Raw genomic sequence first — 25,510 nt, 5'->3', positions numbered from 1 at the left:
TAGACATTATTCAGGACGCGACACGGCGGTAGGGGGTCGATGCCAACGTCAACGTTGACTGCAGTACCAGTCGCACACGATCGCATCTCTGAGCTCATTGGTTGCCCATCTCGCATTCATCCATTTCTGTCTCGTCTTCACAACTCGCACCATCTGGCTTCTGGATATCTCAAGACACGAGCAACGAGAAATCAAGCGTCGAGGAGTGCCAGCGCCCGGCTGATTTCGTCGGCGGTGTTGTACATATGCGGCGACAGCCGGATTGCACCCTCTCGCACCGTATGCACCACGCCGCCCTCACGCAGCCGGGCATGCATGCCGTCCAGGTCAGTGGGCGTGAATGAGAGCACGCCCGCGCGGCGGGCGGGCTCGGCCGGCGTTACCAGCGTCACGTCGCGGCGGCTCTGGGCCCAGTCCACCACCATGTCGCCGAGCTGCGTGAGGTGCTGCGCCACCTGTGCCACGCCTGCTTCGAGCAACAGGGCCGTGGCCGCATTGGCCACCGCAAAGTCGTGGTAGGCAATGGTCACCACCTCGAAGCGTCGCGCGTCGTCGAAGAAGTCGAACTCGTAGTCCGTGAGACGCGTGTAGTCCGTGCTGCTCTTCATGCAGGCCCAGCCCACATCGTGCGGCTCGAGGCTGGTGATGAGGTCGGGCCGCACGTACACGAAACCCGTCCCCCAGGGTGAGAGCTGCCACTTCTGCGCGCCGCTCGCGAACACATCAATGGGCAGCGCGTGCACGTCGATGGGTCGCACGCCGCAGCCCTGGATGCCATCCACGATGAAAAACACACCCTTGGCGCGACAGGCCGCGCCGATGCGCGCGAGATCGGCCACATAACCCGTGGCAAACTGCACCCAGCTCACCACCACGGCCACCACGTCGCTGCGCTGCTCAATGGCGGCGACCAACGCGTCTTCATCCGGCAGACCGTTCGTGCGCGGAATGAGATCGAGCGAAATGCCGCGCGAACCCAGGGCCTGAAACGGATACACACAACTCGGAAACTCACCATCGAACGTGAGTATGCTGCCCGGCCTGAGTGGCAACGCTCGAGCGGCGAGATTGAGCCCGTAAGTGGTGTTGGGCATGAGCGCGATTTCCTCGGCACGCGCACCGATGAGCGCGGCAAACTGCGCGCGCGCCGTGGCCGCGGCGTCCTGCATGCGCGGCACCGAGATGTGATGCGGCTGCTGCCGGAGGGCCGACCATTCGTTGGCCGCGGCCACTGCGGCAGCCGGCAGGGGGCCCACGGAGGCGGCGTTCAGATACATGGACGCGTCGTTGTCCATCCACCCGTATTCGCGGGCGCGCAGCTGCAGAAGACTGGGAGTCATGAGAGCGGAGAGGAAGTCGGGTCGAGCATCACGCGCAACCCGTGAAGTATGGCACGCGGTGCACGAACGCGGTGGACGTGTCGCTGGGCGGCCGCCCCCATACCGCGCCGCCACTCGGCGTCGCCCAGCACGCGCGCCAGATCAGACAGCAACTGGGCGCCGTCGTCCATTGGCGAGACCTGATGACCGACTGGAGGCGCGTGCAGTCCCGTGACACCCGGCAGTACCAGATCGGCCTGCTGATGTTTGCTCGGCACGACGACCGGCGTGGCGCGGTGCATGGCATCCAGCAAGGCCAGCGTGCCGGCATCGCCGCCGTCCACCACCCACAACACATCCTCGCCGCGCGGTGAGGCCGCGATCCACTCGTCGAGCGACTGTACACACAGCGCGCCGGCCATGCCCAGAGCGGCCGCATGGATCCTGGCATCCTGCAACGAGGGCGCCTTGCCACGCTCCCCGCCCTCGGCCACCAGCGTCAGCTGCAATGACGGTTGGCGCTCATGCAAAGCCCCGACGACACGCAATGCATGCCGGCCCTCGTCATCGAGCTTTGGGGGAAGCAGCAATGTCACGCTCGGCGAGGCGACGGGCGATGATACCGCTGGCAGAGGCGCCGTTGGCAGAGGCGCCGTTGGCAGAGGCGCCGTTGGCAGAGGCGCCGCTGAGAACACGTCGGCGCGCACGGGGCCGGTCGGTGTCAGCCGCAACACGCCAGTCGCAGAAGCGGTATCCTCCGCATCTGGCGGTGGCCAGTATACCGTATGCTGGCCGGCCTCCATGCGCCGTACCGTGCCACGGACCAGTGCCGCGCGCTGGCGCCATCCCGCGCGTTCTGTGCGCGAAGCCGCAGATTCACGCCACACCACCGGACCGCGTGTCCCCATGGCCAAGGCCGCGGCGGCCGCATCATCGCCGCTGCACACCAGCACGGCATCAGGTCGCAGCGCCTGTACCACCTCGCGCACACTCTGCGTGCGCCGCCACCACCCGTCGGCCCGAACATCGCGCAGGGAAAGCCGCGGCCATTCAGCGCGCGCACCGCGGGCCATCGCCGATCCGGGCACGCAGGCCAGGGCCACCACGTCGCCCTCGGCGGCGAGTGCCTGCAGCCAGGTGCCGAGAATGCGGGCGTGCGCGCCCCAGCGCGGGTCGGTGCTGAGTCCCAGCACCCGCATGACTCAGGCCGTCGTGGCGACGGCCACGTCGTCCGCCCGGTCGACGGCGCGCTCGGCGCTCCGGTCAAACTGCAGCGCGTGCAGGCGCGCGTAGGCTCCGCCCTGTGCGATCAGTTCCCCGTGTGTGCCCTGCTCCACCAGACGCCCGGCATCAAACACGAGAATGCGGTTGGCGTGCTGAATGGTGGCCAGTCGATGCGCGATGACAAATACCGTGCGGCCTTCGAGCAGGCGATCAATGGCCTCCTGCACGAGACGCTCACTTTCCACGTCGAGTGCGCTGGTGGCCTCGTCGAGAATGAGCAGCGGCGGGTCACTGAGCAGCGCGCGGGCAATGGCCAGACGCTGACGCTGGCCGCCGGAGAGACGCGTGCCGCGTTCGCCCAGGTTGGTGTCCCATCCCTCCGGCATGGCCTCGATGAACGAGAGTGCATTGGCGGCGCGTGCCGCCGCTTCGAGTTGCGCCTGAGTCGCGTCCGGCCGCCCGAAGGCCACGTTGGCGCGCACGGTGTCGTTGAACAGCACCGTGTCCTGACTGACAATGCCGGTCAGTGCGCGCAGCGCATCGAGACGGATGTCGCGCAGGTCCACCCCATCGAGGCGAATGACGCCACCCGTCGGGTCGATGAAGCGCGGCAGCAAGTCCACCAGCGTACTCTTCCCCGCGCCACTCGCCCCCACGAGCGCCACCACCTCGCCCTTTCGGGCGGTGAAGGTGACGTCCTGCAGCGCGTAGCGATCGGACTCATAGGCAAAGCTGACGTTCTCGAAGGCGATGCTGTCGTTGAACGTGGCCGTATGGCGCGTGCCACGATCGCGGGCAGTCTCGGTTTCCGCGTCGAGCACCTCGAAGATGCGCTCGGCGCTGGCGAGAGACTGCTGCGCCGCGGCAGGCGCCTGCGAGAGCTGCTTGAGCGGCTGCAGCAGACGCATGACCTGGATGAGGAACACCAGCAGCTCGGCGCCAACCATGGCCTTCTGATCCACCAACTGCGCGCCATACCAGAGAATGGCCACCGCGGTGAAGGTCCCGAGTGTTTCGGTGACCGGGCCCGACAGCAACGCGAGCCGCCCCACCCGCACAAAGCCCTTGGCAAAGGCGCCGTTGCGCTCGGTGAACTTGGCTTCTTCGCGCGCCTCGGCACGATACGACTTCACCAGCCGCACCCCACTCACCACTTCCTGCACAAGACTCGTCATCTCGCCCTGTTCGTTCCCGAGACGGCGATAGCCCTTGCGAAGCTTGCGGAGCACGGGCTGAATGGCGCCAACTGTTATCGGTGCAATGACCAGAGCCGCAATCGAGAGTTGCCACGAGAGCGTGAACATCGCGACCAGCGTGGCTACTACCTGTGCGAAACTCCACAGTGACCGCGTTACCAGTTCAGTAACGACGGTCTTGGCGCTGGCCGTGTCATTGAGCACGCGAGCGATGATCTGCCCCACCTTGTTGCGCGTGAACCACGGCAGCGGCAGCCGCAGCAAGTGCGCATACAACGCGTCGCGCAGATCGCGCACGACGAACTCCTGCAGCTTCACACCCACCTGCCCACTCAACCAGATGAGTGTGTTCTTGAGTGTGACGGCGGCAATGACAATGCCCATGACGCGGAGCAGTGAGCCCTTGCGATCCTGCTCGTCCAGAAGGAAGCCGATCGTGGCATCAAGGACTCGGCCAACCGTGCCCGTCGCCGGCAAGAGCGAGTCGGCCTCGAACAACGCATTCAGAAACGGAATGAGCAGCGTGAACGAGAACACATCGGCAAAGGCCGCGGCCGCATTGAGCAGCACCACGGCCACCAGCTTGCCCTTGTGTGGTCCGACAAAACGCCAGAGACGGCGCCAGAGCTGCGATGCGGGCGTGCGATAGGTACCAGTACTCACGTCGCCTCAGCGCTTGGGCGTGAGCAGGGACACCGGCAGGATGCATTCCTCCGGTGACACGCCGCCATGCAGGAAGGACCCGCGGTACCGGCCCTGATACTCGCGCAGCTTGGTGGGATACACAAAGAACGTGTCGCCGGCAGCCAGCAGCGTGTTGGTGCCCGGCGAGCGATGCGGCAGACGCAGGTCGTCGGGATTGCTGAACAACAGCGCCTGCTCGGGGCGCTCGGCACGGATGTCTTCGCCGAATTTGTAGCGCAGGTTGGCCGTGGCGTCGCGCTTGGCAAACACTGTGGCCGGCGTGTTGCAGTGCAGCGCACCGTGATCGCTGGTCACGACCACCGCAACGTTGCGACGCGATGCTTCCTTGAGGAGCGAGAAGAGCGCCGAGCGTTCGAACCACTGCCGCGTGAGCGCACGCAGCGCGATCTCGTCACGCGCCACCTCGAAGAGAATCATCGACTCCGAGCGGCCGTGCGTGAGCATGTCGACGAAGTTGAACACGAAGGCATGCACGCCGTCGCCGGCAATGGCCGCCGGCAGATGCCGTTCGAGGTCGTCGCTGTCGGAGGCCGACGTGAGCTTCTGATAGCGCACCGGCACCGGATGTTGCAGTGCGGCCAGCTGCGCCACCAGCAAGTCCTTTTCGTGCGCATTGAGCGCCTCGTCGTCTCGCTCACCCCACCAGTCGGGATGGCGCGCGGCAATCTCGCCCGGGAAGAGGCCGGAGAACAGCGCGTTACGTGCGTAGGGTGTGGCCGTGGGCAGAATGGAGAAGTAGTGCGAGGTCTCCACCTCGAACCACGGCGCCAGCAGCGGCTCGAGCACGCGCCACTGATCGAGGCGCAGGCAATCGATGATGACGAAGATGACCTTGCGATCGCGCGAGAGTACCGGCAGCACGAACTCGCCGAACACGTCCACCGAGAGCGGCGGCCGATCGCCTTCCTCGTCGCGCAGCCAGCGCGGATACTCGCTGCGCATGTAGGTCGCGAACTCGCGGTGCATGTCGGGATAGAGGCCACGCAGCGACTCGTGCAGGCCCAGCTCTCCCGCTTCCGCGAGGTCCACGTCCCACTGCATGAGTTCGGAGAAGCGCTCGATCCAGCCACGCCAGTCGAGCCCCGCATAGCGCTCGGTCTCAATGGCGCGGAAGCGCTCCACGAAGGCACGAGCCAATGCCTGCGAGCGGATGAGCGGGCCGTCGAGAATCTTGGTGATGACCGACAGCACCTGCCGCGGCGTCACCGGTTTGACGAGATAGTCGCGGATGTTGGCACCGATGGCTTCCTTGAGCGTCGCGTCCTCTTCGCTCTTGGTGACCATGACCACGGGCAGAGCCGGCGCGAGTTCGCGGATGTCCTTGTAGGCATCAAGCCCGCGGGTACCGGGCATCTGCTCGTCCAGCAGGACCAGATCGAAGGGGTGGCGACGGAGCAATTCGAGGGCGTCATCGGCGTTGGTGGCCGTTTGCACCTCGTAGCCCTTGTCTCCCAGCAAGAGGCGATGCGGCTCGAGCAGCTCCGCCTCGTCGTCCACCCACAGAATCGTCTTCATCCCGAAAGTTACCACGGCGTGGTAGGTTTGTGCCGTGCAACGACTCCCCTACGCTCTCGATTCCCTGCGTTTTCCCCTGCCCGCACTGGCATCGCTGACGGGCCGCCTGCCGCTCGGCGGCGGGCGCGAGGTGGCCCTGGCCGCGCTGCTGGTGGCCAGGCTGGCGCAGGGTGTGTTACCCGACGAAGGCCTGGCACCGGCCGATCGTGCCACGCGTGCGGCGGCGGCCAAGGTTTGGCTGGCCTCCCTTGCGCTGCCGGCGCCCACCCGGGTGCCCTTTGCCCGCTGCCTCGACGCCACCGCAACCTCTCCGCTGGCGACGGCCGGCGCGCTGCGTTCGCTCATTGCCGCCGTCAATTCCTATCTCGACGGGGCGGCGGTGCAGGAGCTGGAGAAGCTGGCGCGACAACTGGCGGCGGTGTCGTGATGCACGACAGCGACATCTCGCCGCTTACCCGGTTGGTGTCGCAGTTGGCGGCGCGCATGGATGCGGGCGAGTCCTCACCGGCCCACGCCGGCCTGCAGCTCGCAGACGACCTGGTCCCGAGCGGCTTTCGGACGCTGGACCGGGCGCTGGGCGGCGGATTTCGCCGCGGTGATCTCGTGGTGCTGGGCGGCGATCATGCGGCGGGCTGCAGCGCGCTGGCACTGGCCATTGCGCAGCGGGCCGCCCTCGGGCCCACCGGGCGACTTGGCCGCGCGCTGCTGGTGAGCTCCGAGCAGTTGCCGTCGCGAATTCACGAACGCCTCCTGGCCGCCGAGGCCCGGGTGCCGCTCGACTTGCTGCGGCTTGGTGCCGTGTCTGAGGAGGAACACGTGCGCCTGGCTGCGGCGGCCCTCGCTCTGCGTGATCGCGTGCCGGTGGTGGAGACGGTGTGCAGCGGTCGGGTAGACGACGTGGCCACGGCGCTCGATGCGAGCCCCGGCACAGCGCTCGTGGTGGTGGATGCCCTGAGCGGTTTTGTGCATGGCTCAGGAGGCCTGGACGACGCACTCGCACAGGCGGTGCTCGAGTTCAAGCGGCTGGCGCTCAAGCGACAGGTCGTCGTGCTGCTGACCACACATCTGGGCGCGCTGGATCGCACACGGCGCGACCTACGGCCTCGACTGGCGGATTTCGGCATGCGCGACGCGGTGGGTGCCCACGCCGATGTCGTGCTCGGACTCTACCGCGAGGAGCTGTACGAGGCCGACCTCGGGGTGGCCGGCGCGGCGGAACTGGCGGTACTCAAGCAGCGGGACGGGGCGCGGGGCTACGTGGATCTGTACTTCGAGGGGCGGTTTGTGCGCTTCGAGGATGTGCTCGACGGCTAGTCCGGGCAGGAACAGCCACGGCGGTAGCACTGCCCCCAGCCCCCTTGATACATTCCGCGCGTACCCCTGCAAGAGGATCGCATGGCTGGCCATAGCAAATGGAAAACGATCAAGCGGGCGAAGGCCGCGACCGACAAGAAGCGGAGTTCGCTGTTCACGCGTCACATCCGCGAAATCACCATGGCCGCCAAGCTTGGCGGCGGTGACCCCGGCGGCAATCCGCGCCTCCGCACCGCCATCGACAACGCCAAGGCGGTCTCGATGCCCAAGGACAACATCGAGCGCGCCATCAAGAAGGGCACCGGCGAGCTCGAGGGCGCAGACTACACTGAAGTGCTCTACGAAGCGTATGGACCGGGCGGCGTGGCCATCATGATTCAGGCCGTCACCGACAATCCCACGCGCACCGTGGCCGATGTGCGGCACAAGCTCTCGCGCAACGGCGGCAACATGGGCACGTCCAACTCGGTCGCCTTCATGTTCGACCGCAAGGGGCAGATGACCGTGCCCGCCGACGGCGTGAATGAGGACGCGCTCATCGAAGCGGCGCTGGAAGCCGGCGCTGATGATGTGTCGAACGAAGGCGAGGTGTTCGTGATCACCACCGAGCCCGCGTCGCTGCACGCGGTGAAGGAAGGGCTCGAGTCGAAGAAGTACACCATCGACGACGCGGAACTGGCGTGGGTGCCCAAGAACACCGTGAAGGTGGAAGGCGACAACGCCACCAACCTGCTCAAGCTGCTCGAGGCACTCGAAGAACTGGACGACGTGCAGAAGGTCGACGCCAACTTCGAGATGGACGAAAGCGCCATGGCCGGCGCGTGACCCACGTGGCCGGTCGGCCGAGCCACGGTCGTCCGGTGGTCGGTCGACCGTCGTTGGTGCTCGGCATCGACCCGGGCACCGCCGTGACCGGCTACGGGGTGGTGGCCTTCGACGGGCGCACACCAACCCTGGTGGAATGCGGGGTGCTGCGCACCGCGGCGCGTGAACCGCTGCCCAATCGACTGCACGACATTCACGAGGGCGTGCGCGAGGTCATTGAACGGCATCGCCCCGACACGCTGGCCATCGAAGATGTGTTCTACGCGCGCAATGTGCGCACCACCATCGTGCTCGGGCATGCGCGCGGTGTGATTCTGCTGGCGGCGCAACAAGCCGCGCTGACCATTCACGAGTATCCGCCGGCCGAGATCAAGAAGGCCATCACCGGCCGCGGCAGTGCCACCAAGGAGCAGGTGCAGTTCATGGTGGCGCGCTTGCTGAAACTCAAGGCCGCCCCGCAGCCCGCTGACGCCGCCGATGGTGTGGCGGCCGCACTCTGCGCCTGCCTGCAGTCCTCGCTTCCCCGCCCCGCGATGCCGACGCTGCCGTCGCTCGCCTCACTTGCTGCCAAACGTCGCGCATGATTGCCCAGGTTACCGGCACCATTGTTCACCGTGAGCTCGAACGCGTGGAACTGCTCACCGCGGGCGGCGTGGCCTACGAGTGTCTCATTCCGCTCGGGGTGTTCGAAGCCTTGCCGCGCGACAACGGCCCCATCACGCTGCACACCCACCTGGTCGTGCGCGAAGATGCCTGGCACCTCTACGGCTTTCTGCAGCCCTACGAGCGGGCGGTGTTTCAGAAGCTGCTGGTGGCCAAGGGCGTGGGGCCGGCGCTGGCACTCGGCATTCTCTCGGCCCTCACGCCGGATCGTGTGGTGCGTGCGCTGCGCGACAAGGACATCACGACGCTCATGCGTGTGCCGCGCGTGGGCCGCAAGAAGGCCGAGCAGATCATTCTCGACCTGGCCGACAAGATGGACAGCATCGGCTCGGCGCCGACACAGGCGGGTGGCGTGGGCGGCGGGTCAGCCGTCAGCGATGACAGTGTGCGCGCACTGGTGGCGCTGGGCTACAATCAGGCCGAGGCCGACCGTGCGGTGCGCGCGGTCATGGAGGCCGGCAGCGCACGCGAGGTGAGCGCGATTGTGAGGGCGGCGCTGGGGATGCTGACGGGGAAGTAGAACAAACCCAAAACTCAAAACTTGAACTCAAAGCTCAAAGCTGACGGATGCCTGCGGCGCGCATATCAGCGCCGCCAGATTAGGTCAGCTTTGAGCTTTGAGTTGAAGTTGTGAGTTTTGGGTTTTCCCGTTACCGCCGGTACCCCGCCGACTCGCGCTGCGGCCGCCCGCAGTTGGGAATCGAAATCGGCGGACCGTTCGGCGCGCTCGGCGGCAGCGGATTGAGCAGCGTGCGCGAGCTGGGCTGCGGATCTTCGCTGGCCAGGTACGCGAACATTGCGGTCAGCGTCGCGTTGTGCTTGAGGTCATCCTGCATGACCTTGTCGAACGAATCGCGATTGGTGTGCCAGGTGGTGAGACTGTAGTCCCAGGACAGCGCACCGAGACTGGCGGCCGGCGCTCCGTGGCAGAGGAAGCTGGCGTGATCGGAGCCACCGCCCACCCCACTCGGGCCCGACAGCCGCAGATACTGCGTGAGCTGCGACGGCATCTCCGCCATGTACTGCGCGAGGCGCGGGCCGTTCTCCGGCAGAATGCTCGGCCCCGTGTTCACCACGCGGCCCGTGCCATTGTCCTGATTGAAGAGGAACTGCAGCCCCTTCACCACTTCCGGATGATCGGCCGCGAAGGCGCCCGAGCCGTTGAGGCCCTGCTCTTCGCCACTCCAGTGGCCCACGAGAATCGTGCGTGACGGATTCGGCAGCACCGTCTTGAGAATGCGAAGCGCCTCGAGCATGGTCACGGTGCCCGTGCCGTTGTCGGTGGCGCCGCTGTGGCCTTCCCAGCTGTCGAAGTGCGCCGAGAGCACCACGTACTCATCGGGCTTGGCCGAGCCCTTGATCTCGGCGATCACGTTGAACACCGGCTGCTCGCCGAGGAACTCCGACTCGGCCGTGAGCTTGACCTTGGGACCCTGCTTGTTCTGCGCAAGGCGGAACAGCATGCCGTAGTCTTCGCACCCGATATCGAAGGTGGGCAGTGCGCTGTTGCGCGGCGAACCGAAGATCTTGTCGATGCCGGGATAGTTGGACCAGTACGATTCGAACACCGCGAGTGCACCGGCCGCCTTCACATCGGCGTAGAACGTGGGCACGCGCTGCGTCAGACCCCGATAGGTGGCGTCAAGATCACGCTGCACCGTATCGAGGGCGGCGGCCGAGGCGGGCGTGGCAAACTCTGCGACCTGCTGCGGCATGCGGCAGGTGAGACGAGGCGCGCTGGCCAGTACAATCTTGCCCTTCACCGTGGGCAGCCAGGCCTTGAACTCCTCCGGCGAGCTGTAGGGCTGCAGCGTGATAACCTCGCCCTCCACCCACTTGCCGCCGGTGTTGCCGCTCCACGAGAGCATGGTGGCTTCGAGCGGCTTGACGCGCGGCGCGGTGAGTTGCGCAAACGCGGCGCCACGTCCCCACGAGTTCCAGGTGCCGTAGCGCTCCTTTCGCGCGGTCACGCCGAGCTGCTTGTACGTGGCCAACAGCCAGTCCTGTCCGCGATTCATGCCCGGCGAGCCAGTGAGACGCGGGCCGACCGAGTCCATGAGCTGCTGCGCAAACTTTGCCGCCTGCGAACGCTGCATGCCCTCTTCCCAGATCTTGAGGATCGCCGGATTGGTGGGCGCATCCTTGCGCACGTAGTCCGGGAGGGGATTCATGGGCAGGGCCTGCGGATTGGGCTGCACCGGCGGTCCGCCTCGGCGCGGCTGCGCAGCGAGCGGTGACGAGAGCGCGGTGAGTGCCAGCAGCGTGGCAAGCGACTTGTTCATGGGGAGCGTTGGGTGGATGGGACGACTACGGTGGATCAACTAGCAAGTGAACCGATGGCACATGACCTGGATCATCCTCGCCGCGCTGTCGCGCGTCACTGCCGCGGCGAGAGTCCGTCGACGAGCGAGGTGCGGTAGGCCTTCCACGCCGGCACGAAGCCAATGAGCATGCCCGCGCCCATGACGATACCGAGGTAGAGGTACTCGGTGCTGCCCAGCGCGCGCAGCGCGAGATGCAGACCGAAGCGCTGCTCAACGGGCCCCTGCGCCAGCGCGAGGCCGGCGTACACGAGGGCCACACCAATCACGCAGCCGAGGAAGGCCAGCAGCGTGCTCTCGAGCACCAGCAGCGAAAGAATGGTGCGCGGGCCCGCACCGATGGCTCGCAGAATGGCCATCTCCCGGCGGCGTGCCTCGAGCGACGAGTAGAGCGACACCAGCATGCCAGTGATGCTGATGGCCACCGCGAACATCGCGATGATGCGCAGGCCCACCTCGGCGTTGCCGATGTTCTGCCAGAGCTCCCCAAGCGCGACACCGGGGATGAGCGCGGTGAGCGGCTCGACGAGATCGGTGTTCATCTCGCGTTGCAGCATCAGCGCTTCGAAACGGTTCTTGGTGCCGACAAAGAATGCGGTGATCTGATCATCGCCGTGGTCGTGCTCTTCCTTGGCGGTGTCGGCTGCCACTGGCTTCGGCTTGGGCGCAGGACGCGGCGCCTGCCTGACCTCAGGCGGCGCCTCCGCCCCCGGCATTACGAGCGGCGTACCCGCTGGCGGCTGCGCCCCCGGCATGACCATGGGCGTGCCCGGCGGTGGCTCCGCACCCGGCATGACCATGGGCGTGCCCGGCGGCGGTTCTGCGCCCGGCATCACCGTTGACGCCGGTGTCTTTGCCGACGTCGCCGCTACCGTTTCTCCGCCCTTTGCTCCTGCCCCCTCGGCTCCTGCCCCCTCGGCTCCTGCCCCCTTGGCTCCCGGCTCAATGGCTTCTGCCGTCCCGGCTGCCGCCGTTTGCTGTTCACCCTCCTCGTGCATCGCCTCGATCCCCTCCAGCGTCACGTAGACACTGCGATCGATGGGCGTGAACGTACGCGCGAGAATGCCGACGACCTTGAAGGGATGCGCTTCATGGCTGGACGTCCCGATGTCCTGCAGTCCATGTACGACCACCACGGGCGTGCCCACTGCATAGCCAAGGCGCTGCGCCACGTCGTAGCCGATCACGACGTCCGTGTCACCCACCGCCGGTCCGCCGGCCGTGAACGTCAGCGATGCATTCTGCCGATAGCGGTAGCGCTCGAAGAACTCGGGCGTGGTGCCAATCACGCGGAACCCACGATGACTGTCACCCAACGAGTACGGCACCACCCACTTCACTGCCGGATGTTCGGCCCAGCGCTGCATGGTGGACAGCTTCACACTGCCCGCCGGCGACCCGATGCCAAACACGGAACTCAGTAGAATCTGCAGCGTGCCACCGCGCGCGCCCACGATGAGATCGACACCACGAATGGTGCCGGCAAAACTCTCGCGCACACCGGCGCGCACGGTCTCAATGCCCACCAGCAGCGTCACGCTGAGCGCAATGGACGCCACTGTCAGTCCGGTGGTGAGCTTGCGGCTCTTGAGCGAAGCCAACGCCAGACGCAGAATGAGACTCATGCGCCGCTCCCCACCGTGGCTGCCGTGTTGATCTCGCCGAGCTCCACGATGCGCGAGAACAGCGGCATGAGCGTGTGATCGTGGCTCACGAACACCAGTGTGGCCTGCGCCTTCTCACACGAACGGAAGAGCAGTTGCAGAAACTGCTCACGCCGGTCGGTATCGAGCGCACTCGTAGGCTCGTCGGCAATCACCACTTCGGGGTGTCCGATGAGCGCCCGCGCCGCCGCGACGCGCTGCTGCTGACCCACACTCAGCTCGCCAATGGGCGTGTCGAGATAGCGCGCAATATCCAGCTCACCGGCCACCTCGCGCACAGCCGCGTCGAAGGACTGAGTGCCCAGTCGCGCGCGCCGTCCGGCATCGAGCCGGATGGGCAGCAGGATGTTCTCCTTCACCGACAAGTACGGGATGAGATTGAACATCTGGAACACGTAACCCAGATGCCGCGCGCGAAACGCGTCGCGGGCGCCACTCGACATGCGTGTGAAATCCTCACCCAGCACCTGGACCTGCCCGCGATTGGCCTGCAGCACTCCTGCAAGAAGGCCGAGCAGCGTGGTCTTGCCACTGCCGCTCGGCCCATGCAAAAACACCGTCTCACCGCGGGCGATGGTCAGCCGCTCAATCGCCAGGACGTCGCGCCCCGCCTTGTAGGCGAAGCGCACGTCAGAAAGGGCGACGGCGGGCGCCGTCGCCGTACTCATTTCGCCGAGTAGGGTTCGACCTTCAGGCCTTCGAGCTGGTAGCCCACCGTGCCGTAAGGGCTCTCCACCGAATTGATCTTGAGACGGCCCGACATCCACACCGCATCGAAGAGGTTGAGCTTGATGGCCTTCTTGCCCGTCATCTCCACCATCACGATCTGGTTGGGCGGCGGCGGCGGCGTGTGCACGCAGGCGCCGTAGTAGGGCACCAGCAGGAACTCGGCGCCTTCCTCCTGGAAGTCATCGAGCGGCACCACAAAGCCGGGGATGCGCACCAACTTGCCGTCGAGCTTCTTGAGCGTGTCCGTGGCCTTGCCGTTGGAGTAGTCGAGACCAGCCAGCACGCGCCAGTCGATGTTGACGGCTTCCTCGGCAGCCACGCCCGTGACGGGCAACGCCGTGATGCGCGGCCCGGGCACAGTGGCCGGCACACGGGCAGCGCCCTTTGCGGCAGCACCCTTGGTGGGCGGCACGAAAGCCGAGCTCACCGCCACGAGGGCGGCAATGCCGGCGAGAGACAGCAGGGAGGATATGCGACGCATGATGGCAAGCTCGGGTAGGCGGACGGGCCAGTCTCTAAACATACGCAGCCCGTGGTCAAATGCTGGATACCCCAACGCGGGTGCCCAGTGCCCAATGCGGTGCCCGATCTGGTGCCCGGCAGGGCCGCGATCTTCGGTATATTTCCGGGCATGAGTCGCGCCGAAATCACCACGCCTGAGGCCCTGTCCGACGAAAGTGTCGTCGAACTGTCGCTGCGTCCGCAGCGGCTGGCCGAGTTCATCGGACAGCGCAAGGTCAAGGAAAGTCTGGGCATTGCCATCGAGGCCGCCCGCGTCCGTCGTGAGCCACTCGACCACATTCTGTTTTTCGGCCCGCCAGGTCTGGGCAAAACCACCCTGGCCGATCTCATTGCCCGTGAGCTGGGCGTCAACCTCACCACCACGTCGGGCCCGGCCCTCGAGAAGCCCGGCGACCTGGTCGGTCCCCTCACCAACCTGCGTGAAGGGGACGTGCTGTTCATCGACGAAATCCATCGTCTGCGGCCAGTCATCGAGGAGTTCCTCTATCCGGCCATGGAGGACTACCGCATCGACATCCGCCTGTCCGAGGGCCCCAAGGCGCAGACGGTGACGATGAACATCGAGCGCTTCACCCTCGTGGGTGCCACCACACGGCTGGGCATGCTCACGGCGCCCATGCGGGCGCGCTTCGGGCTCATGCACCAGTTGGCCTTCTATCCCGTGGAGGAGTTGGAGGTCATCGTGCGCCGCACCGGCGAGGTGCTGCGGGTAGAGATGGACGCGGCCGGCGCCCACGAAATTGCCAAGCGCTCCCGCGGGACGCCGCGTGTGGCCAACCGCCTGCTGCGTCGCGTGCGGGACTATGCCCAGGTGCGCGCCAACGGCCGCATCACGCTCGATGTGGCGCAGGCCGCCCTGTCCCTGCTGGACGTGGACCATTTTGGTCTCGATGACATGGACAGCCGCCTGCTCAAGGCCATCATCGAGAAGTTCGACGGGGGCCCGGTGGGGCTCGGAACCATCGCCGCGGCCATCGGCGAGGATCCTGGAACGATTGAAGAGGTATATGAGCCATTCCTTGTGCAACACGGTTTTCTGCAGCGGACCCCCCGGGGGCGCGTGGCCACGGCCCACGCCTACCGGCACCTGGGGTTCGTCCCACCCGCAGGCGCCGCGGAGCAGCCCGGCCTCTTCTGATTGGAGGCGGCCGGTTTCCCCACCCGCCCTCCCTTCAATGTCCCTCCCCTCCCATTGCCGCACTCCGGGCCGGAATTGCCGGTGGCGGTCACGCACGTTGTCTGCAGTGCTTGTTGGCATGGTCGCCTGGCCTCATGGCCTGCGCGCTCAGCCGGTTCTGTCCACGGTCCCTGCCGGCTCGGCGGCGGCCGAGGCCGATGCGCTGGTGGCCCGCGGTGACACCGCTGGCGCGGTGGCGTTGCTGGAAACGCGCGTGCGCCGCAGCATGCGCGACGGGGTGAGCTGGCACCGGCTGGGGCATCTCTACTGGGAGCAGGCCCGGTCCAGCCGGCGCGGCGGCTACATCAGTGACCCGCGCACTATTCGCCTGCTGCAAGCCGCCGACTCAGCCCTCCGCCTCGCCACACAGTTTGCGCCCGACAGTGCGCGCTACTGGCTCAATCTGGGGCGCTTCAACCTCGAGTCGGGCGTGTCCACCATGCGCTTCTCCGGCACACAGCAGGCGGACAAAGCGCTGAGCGTCGCGAAACGCCACGGTGACGCGCTGCTGACGGCTGAAGCCGAAGATCAGGTCGGGCAGGCGGCGTGGCGTCGCTTCGAAGCCACGTCCAACCGCGCGCTCATCGATCCGCTCAACCGCATCCAGCTTGGCGCCAACGGGGCCCCGACAGCGTCCGACCCCACCGCCCTGCTGAATCCGGACAACGGCCTCAATGCCGGCGCGTTCAACCGCAACCTCGGTCGCGACTACGTGATGAGTGTTGTCAAACATCTCATCAAACCACCAACGGGTGCCGCCGATCTGGAAACGGCGCACGCGCACTTCCAGCGCGCCGTGCAGCAGAATCCGTCCTCGCAGCGATACGCGCGCCATCTCGCCATGACGATGGCCACGCGCAAACAATGGGAGGAGCTCCGGCAGTTGGCGTCAGAACGGGCGAAGGCATTTCCCTTCGATGCCGAATCGCGCCTGCTGCTTGGCCTCGCCCTGTGGCGCAGCAACCAGGTGAGCGCCTCCCGCGCCGCCTTCGACAGCGCCCTGGTGCTGCTCGACGAACGCGAGCAGGCACGCCTCACCAGCATCACGCGCGTTCTTCGGCCCGGCAGCCCCATTGCCAAGGCCCGCGCGGGCACTGGCATGGACTCGCTCACCTACAGCAAGCTGCCTGTCGGTCAGCAGCAGGCGGTGGCACGCGCGTTCTGGGAATCCAACGATCCGCTGGCCAGCACGACCGAGAATGAAATGCAGTTGGAACTGCTGGCCCGCGTGGTGTACGCCGACCTGCGTTGGACCGATGATATGCTGGGATACCGGGGAGCCGACACCGATCGCGGTCGCATTCTGGTGCGCTATGGTCCACCGGATCTCGAAATCACCATGAGCAGCGCCTTGACGGCCAGTCGATCTGGTGGTGAAGCCGGCGTGACGCTCGTCTGGTCCTACGATTTTGGCATCACCTTCTTCTTCGATCTGCGCCCGGGCTTCGCCAGCGCCGACATCGCCATGTACGATCAGCCCTTCGTGGAAGGCGTGTTCGAACAGCGGCCGCTCTCGATGCACAACCTGGCGGTGGCCCGGGATGTGGACAGTCTGCCACTGCGCCCCGTGCAATTCCGTGCCACCGGTGACTCGACGGATGTGGTACTGGTGGGCGCCTTCACGCCTCGGCAATTGCTGGGCGACCTCGAACTCGAGTCGGTCACCATCGCGTCGCTCGTCAAGGCCACGGATTTTCTCGCTCCCAATCCATCGGCCCAGCGCGGCGAGTTTCGCGTCGCGTCGGCCGCGCTGGACACCCCGACGTCGCGGCACTGGACGCAGCGTGTTGGGCGCAACGTGACCATGCTGCGGGTTGAACTCACCCAGGACGACTCGCGGCGCGCGTTGCGCAACACACAGCTGCTGCAGGCCGACAGTGGCCGCGGCTTCGGCATGAGTGACGTGCTCATCACTCGCCCCTTGCCACCAGAACGCGCGCCCAGCGCCACCAGCACGCAGCGCTGGTCTGCGCTGGGCCTCACTCCGGTTGGGGATGTGGCCGATTCGGGGTCCACCATTGGTCTCGTGTGGGAGGTGTACGACCTGGCGCCCGGTGAAGCAGTGACCGCACGCAACGGCCAGTACCGGGTGTCCGTGCAGTTGCAGTCCGAGCGCGGTGCCCTGGCCACTGCCACGCTGCGCCTGCGGGACGGACTGGGCCGCCTCATCGGCCGGCCCGGTAGCAACGACCCGTTCAGCATTGCCTTCGACCGCACGGCTGTGGTGCAAACGCTGAGCCTCGACTACGTATCGCTGGACCTTGGAACGCTCCCCCGTGGGCGCTATCGCCTCCGGGTGGACATTCTGGATCTGAACTCGCAACGCAAGACATTCCGTGATACCGCACTCGAGGTGCGGTAACGTGTCGCAAACGTGTCGCAACTGAATCCCTCCTGACTGTGCTGCGCCTCCCGCCCCTCCGCTTCACCCTCGCCCTTGTTGCTGCCGCCACCGTGCCGCTCTCTGTTCGCACGGCTGAGGCCCAGCGCCTCCCCATCGGCGCCGCAGCCGGCAGCCCCGCCGCCATTGCCGACTCGCTCGTCATGCGCGGCGATACGGCCGCCGCCATGACGGTGCTCACGAGCGCGGTCAAAGCCAACTTCAAGGACCCGGCCGCCTGGTACCTGCTGGGACTCATCAACTGGGAGCGCGTGAAAGACGTGCGCTCGGCGGCCTACATCAAGGACAAGAACAAGCTCAAGATGGTGGCCGCAGCCGACAGTTCGCTGCGCATTGCCACCCAGCTCGCGCCCGACAGTGCACGCTACTGGCTGTCGCTCGCGCGCTTCAACATCGGCTCGGGCTATTCCACCGTGCTGTTTGCGTCGCAAGGCAACGCCAAGGAGGCCTATCAGGCCGCCGAGTCCACGGGCGACAACCTGCTGCTGGCCGAAGCGGCCGACCTGCAGGGCATGGCCATGTGGCGCCGCTATGAAGCCAGCGCCAACCGCGGCTTCACGCAGGACGGACAGCGCGTCCAATTGGCCATGAACAACAACTGGCCACGCGACAAGGCGCTCGACTACGTCAAGAGCTTTGTCAAGAAGATCGAGCCGCCCACCGGTGAGAGCGACTATCAGGCCGCCTTCGAGAAGTTCATGGTGGCTGTCGATCGCGACTCGAGCAATCAGCGCTACAGCCGGCATCTGTTCATGGCGCTGGCCGAGCGCGGGCGGTGGGAGGAACTGGAGGGCGTGGCGTCGCGTCGCGCGCGGCAGTTCCCGCTGGACTGGCAATCGCGCCTCGTGCGGGGCATGGCCCTGCACCGCCTGCAACGCTACGCCGATGCGCGCGTGGCGTTCGACAGTGCACTGGCCATGATGGATGAAAGTGACCGCGAATACATCACGCGTTTCACGCGCATTCTGCGCCCCAAGGCCTCGAAGGATCCGCAGTTGGCCGGCGGTGATGCCAAGACCTTCAGCGAATTGCCGGAAGGACAGCGTCGCGGATTGGAAGAGATGTACTGGTACATGAATGACCCGCTCACGCTCACCAACGAGAACGAAATGCGCCTCGAGTTTCTGGCGCGTGTGGTGTACGCGGAGTTCCGCTGGACCGACGATGATCGCAATCTGCGCGGCGCGGAGAGCGACCGGGGCGACATCTACATTCGCTACGGTCCACCCGACTACCAGGTGGCCGTGCAGGGCAACGCCAATTTCCAGGCCGCGACGCTCACCAGTGGCGCCACGGTGGTGTGGTCGTACAAGATCGGCCTCACGTTCTTCTTCCAGCTGCAGCCCGGCTTCGCCAGCACACGGCTGGCCCTCAACGATCAGGACGCGGTGGAGCAGATCAAGCAGGCCGTGCCCGTGTCCTGGGCCAACCTGCCCGGCTCGGCCATGATCGACACCATCCCCATGCGGGTGACGCGCTTCCGTGCGCGCGGCGATTCGTCCGACGTGGTGATTGCCACCCGCATGCCGGTGGACTCACTGCTCAAGGGACTCGATGTGGACCGTGCGCCCATCGACTTCGACTTCCGCGTCTTCGACCAGTTTGTGCGCGTGCAGGGCGTGGAATCCGACCAGCAGTCGTTCCGCACCGATACGGTGATTGGCCGTCCGGCCCGCGAGTGGACGCGTCGTCTGGGTCCGGGCATCAACGTCGTGCGCGTGGAAGCCATGCAGGGTGATTCGCGACGGGCGGCACGGGCCATGATCCGTCTCATGCCCGAGGCGGCCAGCGGCTTTGGCATGAGTGACGTGTTGCTGGGCAGCAAGCCCTCGCCGCGCAGCGAGGCCAGCGCACCACGCAGTTGGCGTGACGTGGCCATCACACCGGGTGTGGGCGAGTTTGCCGCCGGCGGGACGCTGGGCCTCTTGTGGGAGGTGTACGATGCCGGTGTCCGCGATGGCAACGCGCGCTACCGCGTGACCATCACCGTGGAACGTGTCGATCGCAGCGGGGTGTCCGGTTTCAGTCTGCGCGTGCTCGAGGGCCTGGGCCGCGCGGTCACCCGCACCCAGCGGGGACGCGACAAGTTCAGCATCACGTTCGACCGCACGGCGGCCGCCGCTCCCACCCTGGTCGAATATCTCTCGGTTGACCTCGGTGGCTCACCGGCCGGCGCCTACACGTTGCGACTCGAGGTGGAAGATCTGGTGAGTCGCAACAAGACCAGCCGCTCCACCACCTTCCGTATCAACCCATGATGCGCTGCCTCGCGGGAAGCCCCGGTTCACGCAGCGTCAGGACGTGTGGCCTGTTGCTCGCCCTGAGCGGGGCACCTGCGGTGGCGGCGGCCCAGCCCATGGCGCTCGACGGGCCGCCTGCCCCACGTGTGGGCGCGCTACCTGGCTCTCCCACGGCGCGCGCCCTCGAGATGATCGACAATGGCGACACCACGGCCGCGGTCGATTTCCTGCAGGCTTCGGTGAAGCGGCAGTTCAAGGACGCGTCGGCCTGGCATCTGCTTGGCCTTTTGCGATGGGCGCGTATTGCGGAGGTGCGCGGGCAGGCGTACGTGCCACGGCTCGATCAGATCAAGGAGATTGCCGCCGCCGACAGTTCACTGCGCATTGCCACCCAACTCGCGCCGGACAGTGCGCGTTACTGGCTTTCGCTGGCCCGTTTCAACATTCGCTCGCCGTACAGCACCACGCTCTACGCCTCGCAGTGGAACGCGCGCAGCGCCTACAACTCCGCCAAGGCCAACGGCGAGGTGGACCTTCTGGCCTTGGCCGCCGACCTCCGCGGCATGACCATGTGGCGGCGATACGAAGCGGTTGCACACCGCGGCTTTACCATGGAAGGCCAGTCCATCAGTGACACGGCACTGCGCAATGTGCCGCGGGACAAGATCGCAGAGGCCATTTCGTCGGTGCTGGTGCGACCCAAGACCTTCACGGGGCTGGTGGACTATACCGGAGCCATCGATCGCTTCACCGAAGCCACCGAGTACGAACCCACGAGTCAGCGCTATGCGCGGCACCTGTTCATGGCGCTGGTGGAGCGCGGGCAGTGGCCGGAGCTGCTGAGTGTGGCCACGCGGCGCGCGCAGACTTACCCCTTCGATCACTCGTCACGTATGGCGCGTGGCTTGGCCCTGCACCGCCTGCTGCGCTATGACGAGGCACGGGCGGCCTTTGACAGCGCCTTCGTGCTCATGGATGACACCGAACGGGAATGGCTTACCAGTCTCACCCGCATACTCAAGCAGCGCGCTTCCACTGATCCTCGGCAACAGGGGCTCGACTCGGTCAGCTATCGCCGCATGACACCGGCGCAGCAGCAGGCCTTTGCGCAGATGTTCTGGTTCCTCAATGACGATGTATCGCTGAGCGGCACGTCCATTCATCATCTCGAGTTCCTGGCGCGCGTGACCTACGCGGACCTGCGATTCACCGATGAAGATCGTGGACTGCGCGGCGCGGCGACGGACCGGGGTGATGTGTATATCCGCTACGGTCCACCGGATGACCAGTACACGCAGGGCAGCGGAGCAACCGTCGCACTCAACTGGGTCTACTTCCAGCCGAAGGCGCTGTTCTCCTTCTTCATCACGTCCGGGTTTGGCAGTGCGCGATTCAGCCAGACAACGAGGACTGAGTTCGAGTATCTCACCGAGGGTCGCCCGGTCTCGTGGAGCAACGTGCGAGCCCGAGCCCCCCTCGATACCATTCCTCTGCACATCGCACGATTCCGTGGCAGCCGCGACTCAACCGATGTCGTGGTAGCCGCCCGCGTTCCGCTGGATTCGTTGCTGGGGAACGTCGAGATGGACGAGCTGCCCGTGTTGTTGCGGGTGAAAGCCATGGATGCCGCCGCCCGCACCCGCACCATCGATTCCGCCATGCAAACCGTAGTGCGGCCCGTCGCCGCACCGAGCCGTGAGCAGTCCTGGCGGCTACGTGCGGATTCGGGCGCGAACATTCTGCGCGTCGAGGCCCTGCAACCCGACGTGGACCGTGCGGCACGCGCCCTGTCCGTTATTGCGCCGCTCTCCACGCGTGGCTTCGACATGAGTGACATCATGCTGGGAACTCCGCCGGGTGACCTGACGGGTGCGGCCGCCAGCGCGCCGCGTCGCTGGCATGATGCAGGGATGTCCCCGCGCACGGGCCTGCTGGGCGCGCAGCGCGTGCTGGGTCTGTTGTGGGAGGTCTACGAGCCCAGCGTGCGTGACGGTGCCATGCAGTACCACGTGGATATCACGCTGCGTCCCATTGCTGAGCCAGGCACCATGTTTCCGCTCGTGCCGCTTCCTGAGCTGGCGCTGGGCCTCAAGCTGGTGGAGAAACTCGGGCGCGCCATCAAGCAGCGCGTGAGTCCCGGTGGCATCAGCATTTCGTACGAGCGGGCGCCGCCGGTTCCACCAGACGGACCGGTCGTCTCCGTCGAGTATCTCTCGATTGACCTGTCCAACATGCCGAAGGGGCACTACGAACTCACCGTGACGACAGAAGATCCCGTCACGAAGAAGCGCAGCGCGCGGACGGCCAACCTGGTGCTGCCGTGAGCGCGCGATGAAGGTTCTTTTTGTGAAGGGGCCACGTGCATTGCGTCTGCTTGTTGGATGGTTTGGCATGGTTGCGCTTCCGTTGGCCACGGCGCAGACCCAGTCCCCTGCCGACACCGCCGGCCTGCTGGCGTTCCGCCGTTACGAAGCCGGCGCGCACACTGCCGTGCCGCGCGGCAACGAGCGCGCCATGATCGCCGCTGCCACGCCGCGTGAAGCAGACCGATTGTTCTCCGGCGGCGCGCTGGACATCGTGGAACGCGACGGCCTCGATCGCCGTGATCAGCTGCGTGCTGCGCTGGCGCGCAACTACGTGTTTCTCGATCCGCCGCCGGGGCAGGCCGATTTCCTCGTTGCGCTGAAAGCGTTTCGTGACGCGGTAGCCAGTGAGCCACGCAATCGCACGGCCTGGCGACACCTGTTCATGGCGCTCGCCGAGTCGGGAGATTGGGTGTCTCTCGCGTCCGAATCGCAGCGCGCCATGCGGCTCATTCCGGAGTTTGCGCCGGCCCATCTGGCCTTGGGCCTCGCGCGCGTGCGGCAGGATGATTTTGACGGGGGCGCCGCGGCGTTTCGCGAGGCGCGGCGCAGCATGGGGGCCGGCACCTGGGCACAGTTCACGTCACTGACCCGCCTGCTGCAACCCAAGGCGTATACCGTGCAGTTGCGGCATGTCGACTCGGTGTCATTCGTGGCGCTTTCGCCCGAGCGTCAGCAGCAGGTGGCGGAACGCTACTGGACGCTGGCCGATCCCCGCCCACGTACGGCGTTGAACGAAGCCGAAGTGGAGTTTCACGCGCGCCTCGCGTATGCCGCGCTGCGCTACGTGGTGCCACAGGGGGAACTGGGCGGTGTGGATACGCACCGTGGTCGCATTCATGTGCGCTATGGTCCGGCCGAGCGTATCTATCGCTTTGGCTCGATGTACTGGTGGACCTACGAAGACGGCACGGTGTTCGGGGTGCCCGCCATAGGGTCGTATTCTGTGAGTACGCTCCGCGACAATGTCCTGGAGGACTCGCTGCTGGTGCAGGCGCCCATGAGCTGGAAATCCATGTCGCTGGTCAAGCGTACACTGGGCTTGCCGGCGCGTGCCGCGCGATTCCGCGCCAGCGGCGACTCCATGGACGTGGTGTTGGCGGCCACCCTGCCCACGGCGGCGCTCATCGGCAACAGCGACTTGGGTGGCAAGCTGCCACTCGATGTGCGGGTGGATGTCACCGGTTCGTCCGGGCAACGCCTGTACGAAAGCGCACGCGCCGAGTCGGTGGACAGTGAGAAGTTGCCGGTGGCCATCAACGGCAGCTGGCTCGCGCGACTGCCGGCTGGTCGGCATGTGCTGCGTGTGCACGCCGAGCAAGTGGATCTCGAGCGCGCGGCGCGCACGCTGCTCGATGTCACCGTCGATTCCACCACAGGCTTCGGCATGAGCGACATTCTGCTCGGCACCGAGGCGACCGCCGTGAGCGGCACACTGCCCACACGCTGGCGCGATGTGCGCGTGGCGCCACTCAGTCAGTTTGTTGTCATGAACACACCGCTTTCGCTGGTGTGGGAGGTGTATGACCTCAAGACGGAACCTGAAGGCGTGCGCTTCCGCACGAGCATTGCACTGCGGCGCACATTCAAGAACAACCTGCCAGGAATCGTGGCCCGCGTGCGCGCCAACCTGCGGGATATCATTATGCGGGACGCCAGTGGCACCGGCACGGTGGAAGTGAGTTTCGATCAGAGTCGTCCGACGGGCCGCGTCCCCGGTGTCACCGCCGACTACGTCTCCATCAATCTCGATGGGCAGCCGGCCGGCACCTACATATTGGAATTGTGCATCACCGACCTCGTGAGCGGGCGCGCGACGTGGCGTTCGGTGCCATTCACGCTGGTGCCCCGTGACGCGCCAACCACGCCGCCGGCCGTTACACCAGCGGCCGATAGCCTGAGCGGCCGACCGCGGTCTTGATCGGCATTTGATGGGCGTTTGATAGGCGTTTGATGGGCGTTTGATGGACATGCGCGCATGGCCGGCTGCGCTTTACCTGGCCGCCGGTTGCGCCCGCGCAAAGTTTGGGTTGTTTTACGCGTTCTGATGAGCAACCCGCCCGCCTCCCCTCCCACCGCACCGGACACGCTGCCGCGTGGCGCACGCGTGTCCGACTACGACTATCCTCTGCCGGAGTCGCGCATCGCGCAGCACGCGGTGGAGCCGCGCGATGCCAGTCGGCTCATGGTGGTGGATCGCGCAACGGGCGCCCTGTCGCATCGCACGTTCCGCGACGTGCTCGATCTCATTCCCGCGGGCGACGCGCTCGTGCTCAACACGACGCGCGTGTTTCGCGCGCGTCTGCTGGGCCAGCGGGAGAGCGGCGGGCCGGCCGAGATTCTGTTGCTGCGGGCCATCGACGCCACGCACTACGAGGCGATGATTCACCCGGGTGGCAAACTGCGTCCCGGTCGTGTGGTGACCATCGCGCCCGACTTCAAGGTGGAGATCGTGGACACCACACCGCGTCGCACGCGCGTGGTGCGACTGCTCACCACGGGCCCCTACGAAGGGCGCGCCGATCTGGCCATTGAGCAGCACGGACACATTCCGCTGCCGCCCTACATTGAGCGCGCCGACGACGCGAGCGACGCGACGCGCTACCAGACGGTATATGCCAACACGGCCGGCAGTGTGGCGGCGCCCACGGCGGGTCTGCACTTCACCGACGAGTTGCTGGCGGCGCTTGATGCCAAGGGTGTGGAGCGGGTGAACGTGCTGCTGCATGTGGGGCCCGGCACCTTCCGCCCCATCAGTGTGGACGACCCCGCCGAGCACGTGATGCACGAGGAATGGTGCGAGGTCACACCGGAAGCGGCGGCGCAGCTCAACGCAGTACGCGCACGCGGCAACAAGATCTGGGTGGTGGGCACCACGGGTGCGCGCACGATGGAAACGGCCACCGACGCGCACGGCGTGGTGCAGGCGTTTCGCGGCGAGACCAACATTTTCCTGCGGCCGCCGATGACGTTTCGTGGGGTCGACCGGCTGATCACGAACTTCCATCTGCCGAAGTCGACGCTGATCATGTTGGTGGCGGCGTTCGCGGGCTATGAACTGACGATGCGGGCGTACGAAGCGGCGGTTGAGGGGGAGTATCGGTTTTATTCATATGGGGATGCGATGCTCGCGCTTTAACTGCTACCGCAGTTTGGGCTAACTGCCACCGCAGTCTGGGCTTACTGCTACCGCGGTCTAGTTGCCACCGCAGTTGGGGCGCTGCTACCGCGGTCGGAACCGCACCCGCGGTCTGGGCTACCGACACTGCGGTTCTTGACCGCTACCGCAGTGGTGGACTGCCACGGCAGTCTGGGTCAAACTGCAGTCGAGG

At 66.2% G+C, this 25,510-nt stretch carries 19 protein-coding genes; 11 read left to right on the top strand and 8 right to left on the bottom strand.

The features are described 5' to 3' along the window. Positions 1-191: 191 nt before the first annotated feature. From B2747_RS02080 to B2747_RS02065, 4 genes are read right to left on the bottom strand one after another with little or no spacing between them, the layout of a single operon-like run. Positions 192-1,340: an aminotransferase class V-fold PLP-dependent enzyme gene (locus B2747_RS02080; protein ID WP_291156233.1), complete on the bottom strand. Its 1,149-nt coding sequence runs from the start codon at positions 1,338-1,340 to the stop codon at positions 192-194. Beyond that, a complete protein-coding gene (locus B2747_RS02075; RefSeq protein ID WP_291156231.1) occupies positions 1,337-2,518 on the bottom strand; it encodes a glycosyltransferase in 1,182 nt (393 codons plus the stop codon). The genes B2747_RS02080 and B2747_RS02075 overlap by 4 nt, the downstream gene beginning before the upstream one ends. 3 nt (positions 2,519-2,521) lie before the next feature. Then, positions 2,522-4,402 carry an ABC transporter ATP-binding protein gene (locus B2747_RS02070; RefSeq protein ID WP_291156229.1) on the bottom strand — a complete coding sequence of 627 codons (1,881 nt, stop codon included), beginning with the start codon at positions 4,400-4,402 and terminating at the stop codon, positions 2,522-2,524. Between the two features lie 6 nt (positions 4,403-4,408). Next, complete coding sequence (locus tag B2747_RS02065) at positions 4,409-5,959, bottom strand: response regulator (protein ID WP_291156226.1); 1,551 nt, start codon at positions 5,957-5,959, stop codon at positions 4,409-4,411. Between the two features lie 34 nt (positions 5,960-5,993). Between B2747_RS02065 and B2747_RS02060 the strand changes: the two genes are divergently transcribed. The 5 genes from B2747_RS02060 to ruvA all read left to right on the top strand — a co-directional run bounded on the left by B2747_RS02060 (position 5,994) and on the right by ruvA (position 9,281). Continuing rightward, complete coding sequence (locus B2747_RS02060) at positions 5,994-6,386, top strand: hypothetical protein (protein WP_291156224.1); 393 nt, start codon at positions 5,994-5,996, stop codon at positions 6,384-6,386. Continuing rightward, positions 6,386-7,273: a DnaB-like helicase C-terminal domain-containing protein gene (locus tag B2747_RS02055; RefSeq protein WP_291156222.1), complete on the top strand. Its 888-nt coding sequence runs from the start codon at positions 6,386-6,388 to the stop codon at positions 7,271-7,273. The genes B2747_RS02060 and B2747_RS02055 overlap by 1 nt, the downstream gene beginning before the upstream one ends. 81 nt (positions 7,274-7,354) lie before the next feature. Then, complete coding sequence (locus B2747_RS02050) at positions 7,355-8,098, top strand: YebC/PmpR family DNA-binding transcriptional regulator (RefSeq protein WP_291156220.1); 744 nt, start codon at positions 7,355-7,357, stop codon at positions 8,096-8,098. Further along, positions 8,095-8,682 carry a crossover junction endodeoxyribonuclease RuvC gene (gene ruvC, locus B2747_RS02045; RefSeq protein WP_291156218.1) on the top strand — a complete coding sequence of 196 codons (588 nt, stop codon included), beginning with the start codon at positions 8,095-8,097 and terminating at the stop codon, positions 8,680-8,682. The genes B2747_RS02050 and ruvC overlap by 4 nt, the downstream gene beginning before the upstream one ends. After that, entirely contained in the window at positions 8,679-9,281 is a 603-nt protein-coding gene (gene ruvA / locus B2747_RS02040) for a Holliday junction branch migration protein RuvA (RefSeq protein WP_291156215.1), read from the top strand. The genes ruvC and ruvA overlap by 4 nt, the downstream gene beginning before the upstream one ends. A 130-nt stretch (positions 9,282-9,411) precedes the next feature. Here the strand turns inward: ruvA and B2747_RS02035 are convergent, their stop codons facing one another. The 4 genes from B2747_RS02035 to B2747_RS02020 all read right to left on the bottom strand — a co-directional run bounded on the left by B2747_RS02035 (position 9,412) and on the right by B2747_RS02020 (position 13,956). Further along, positions 9,412-11,043: a M28 family peptidase gene (locus B2747_RS02035; protein ID WP_291156213.1), complete on the bottom strand. Its 1,632-nt coding sequence runs from the start codon at positions 11,041-11,043 to the stop codon at positions 9,412-9,414. 95 nt (positions 11,044-11,138) lie between these two features. Next, positions 11,139-12,707: an ABC transporter permease gene (locus B2747_RS02030; protein WP_291156210.1), complete on the bottom strand. Its 1,569-nt coding sequence runs from the start codon at positions 12,705-12,707 to the stop codon at positions 11,139-11,141. Then, positions 12,704-13,414: an ABC transporter ATP-binding protein gene (locus B2747_RS02025; RefSeq protein ID WP_291156208.1), complete on the bottom strand. Its 711-nt coding sequence runs from the start codon at positions 13,412-13,414 to the stop codon at positions 12,704-12,706. Before B2747_RS02025 ends, B2747_RS02030 begins: the two co-directional genes overlap by 4 nt. After that, positions 13,411-13,956 (bottom strand): DUF3299 domain-containing protein, encoded by a 546-nt coding sequence (locus tag B2747_RS02020; protein ID WP_291156204.1) that lies wholly within the window; start codon positions 13,954-13,956, stop codon positions 13,411-13,413. The genes B2747_RS02025 and B2747_RS02020 overlap by 4 nt, the downstream gene beginning before the upstream one ends. Positions 13,957-14,106: 150 nt before the next feature. Here B2747_RS02020 and ruvB point away from each other — a divergent pair, with 150 nt between their 5' ends. From ruvB to queA, 6 genes are all read left to right on the top strand, one after another. Further along, complete coding sequence (ruvB, locus tag B2747_RS02015) at positions 14,107-15,135, top strand: Holliday junction branch migration DNA helicase RuvB (protein WP_291156202.1); 1,029 nt, start codon at positions 14,107-14,109, stop codon at positions 15,133-15,135. Between the two features lie 118 nt (positions 15,136-15,253). After that, positions 15,254-17,536: a GWxTD domain-containing protein gene (locus B2747_RS02010; RefSeq protein ID WP_291156200.1), complete on the top strand. Its 2,283-nt coding sequence runs from the start codon at positions 15,254-15,256 to the stop codon at positions 17,534-17,536. Positions 17,537-17,628: 92 nt separating this feature from the next. Next, positions 17,629-19,833: a GWxTD domain-containing protein gene (locus B2747_RS02005; protein WP_291156196.1), complete on the top strand. Its 2,205-nt coding sequence runs from the start codon at positions 17,629-17,631 to the stop codon at positions 19,831-19,833. Beyond that, positions 19,830-22,139: a GWxTD domain-containing protein gene (locus B2747_RS02000; protein ID WP_291156194.1), complete on the top strand. Its 2,310-nt coding sequence runs from the start codon at positions 19,830-19,832 to the stop codon at positions 22,137-22,139. The genes B2747_RS02005 and B2747_RS02000 overlap by 4 nt, the downstream gene beginning before the upstream one ends. Positions 22,140-22,146: 7 nt before the next feature. Further along, entirely contained in the window at positions 22,147-24,099 is a 1,953-nt protein-coding gene (locus B2747_RS01995; RefSeq protein ID WP_291156191.1) for a GWxTD domain-containing protein, read from the top strand. Between the two features lie 126 nt (positions 24,100-24,225). Further along, positions 24,226-25,317 (top strand): tRNA preQ1(34) S-adenosylmethionine ribosyltransferase-isomerase QueA, encoded by a 1,092-nt coding sequence (gene queA, locus B2747_RS01990; RefSeq protein WP_291156188.1) that lies wholly within the window; start codon positions 24,226-24,228, stop codon positions 25,315-25,317. The last annotated feature ends 193 nt before the right edge of the window (positions 25,318-25,510 follow it).

Source organism: Gemmatimonas sp. UBA7669 (assembly GCF_002483225.1).
GTDB lineage: Bacteria > Gemmatimonadota > Gemmatimonadetes > Gemmatimonadales > Gemmatimonadaceae > Gemmatimonas.
This window is presented reverse-complemented; position numbering and strand designations above follow the sequence as displayed.

What these genes read in the sequence shown, in the direction of transcription:
- B2747_RS02000 (WP_291156194.1), top strand. Translation starts at nt 19,830, where the DNA reads ATGATGCGCTGCCTCGCGGGAAGCCCCGGTTCACGCAGCGTCAGGACG.
- B2747_RS02030 (WP_291156210.1), bottom strand. Translation starts at nt 12,707, where the DNA reads ATGAGTCTCATTCTGCGTCTGGCGTTGGCTTCGCTCAAGAGCCGCAAG.
- B2747_RS02075 (WP_291156231.1), bottom strand. Translation starts at nt 2,518, where the DNA reads ATGCGGGTGCTGGGACTCAGCACCGACCCGCGCTGGGGCGCGCACGCC.
- B2747_RS02035 (WP_291156213.1), bottom strand. Translation starts at nt 11,043, where the DNA reads ATGAACAAGTCGCTTGCCACGCTGCTGGCACTCACCGCGCTCTCGTCA.
- B2747_RS02050 (WP_291156220.1), top strand. Translation starts at nt 7,355, where the DNA reads ATGGCTGGCCATAGCAAATGGAAAACGATCAAGCGGGCGAAGGCCGCG.
- B2747_RS02080 (WP_291156233.1), bottom strand. Translation starts at nt 1,340, where the DNA reads ATGACTCCCAGTCTTCTGCAGCTGCGCGCCCGCGAATACGGGTGGATG.
- B2747_RS02065 (WP_291156226.1), bottom strand. Translation starts at nt 5,959, where the DNA reads ATGAAGACGATTCTGTGGGTGGACGACGAGGCGGAGCTGCTCGAGCCG.
- queA (WP_291156188.1), top strand. Translation starts at nt 24,226, where the DNA reads ATGAGCAACCCGCCCGCCTCCCCTCCCACCGCACCGGACACGCTGCCG.
- B2747_RS02010 (WP_291156200.1), top strand. Translation starts at nt 15,254, where the DNA reads ATGGTCGCCTGGCCTCATGGCCTGCGCGCTCAGCCGGTTCTGTCCACG.
- ruvB (WP_291156202.1), top strand. Translation starts at nt 14,107, where the DNA reads ATGAGTCGCGCCGAAATCACCACGCCTGAGGCCCTGTCCGACGAAAGT.
- B2747_RS02025 (WP_291156208.1), bottom strand. Translation starts at nt 13,414, where the DNA reads ATGAGTACGGCGACGGCGCCCGCCGTCGCCCTTTCTGACGTGCGCTTC.
- B2747_RS02020 (WP_291156204.1), bottom strand. Translation starts at nt 13,956, where the DNA reads ATGCGTCGCATATCCTCCCTGCTGTCTCTCGCCGGCATTGCCGCCCTC.
- ruvA (WP_291156215.1), top strand. Translation starts at nt 8,679, where the DNA reads ATGATTGCCCAGGTTACCGGCACCATTGTTCACCGTGAGCTCGAACGC.
- B2747_RS02055 (WP_291156222.1), top strand. Translation starts at nt 6,386, where the DNA reads ATGCACGACAGCGACATCTCGCCGCTTACCCGGTTGGTGTCGCAGTTG.
- B2747_RS01995 (WP_291156191.1), top strand. Translation starts at nt 22,147, where the DNA reads ATGAAGGTTCTTTTTGTGAAGGGGCCACGTGCATTGCGTCTGCTTGTT.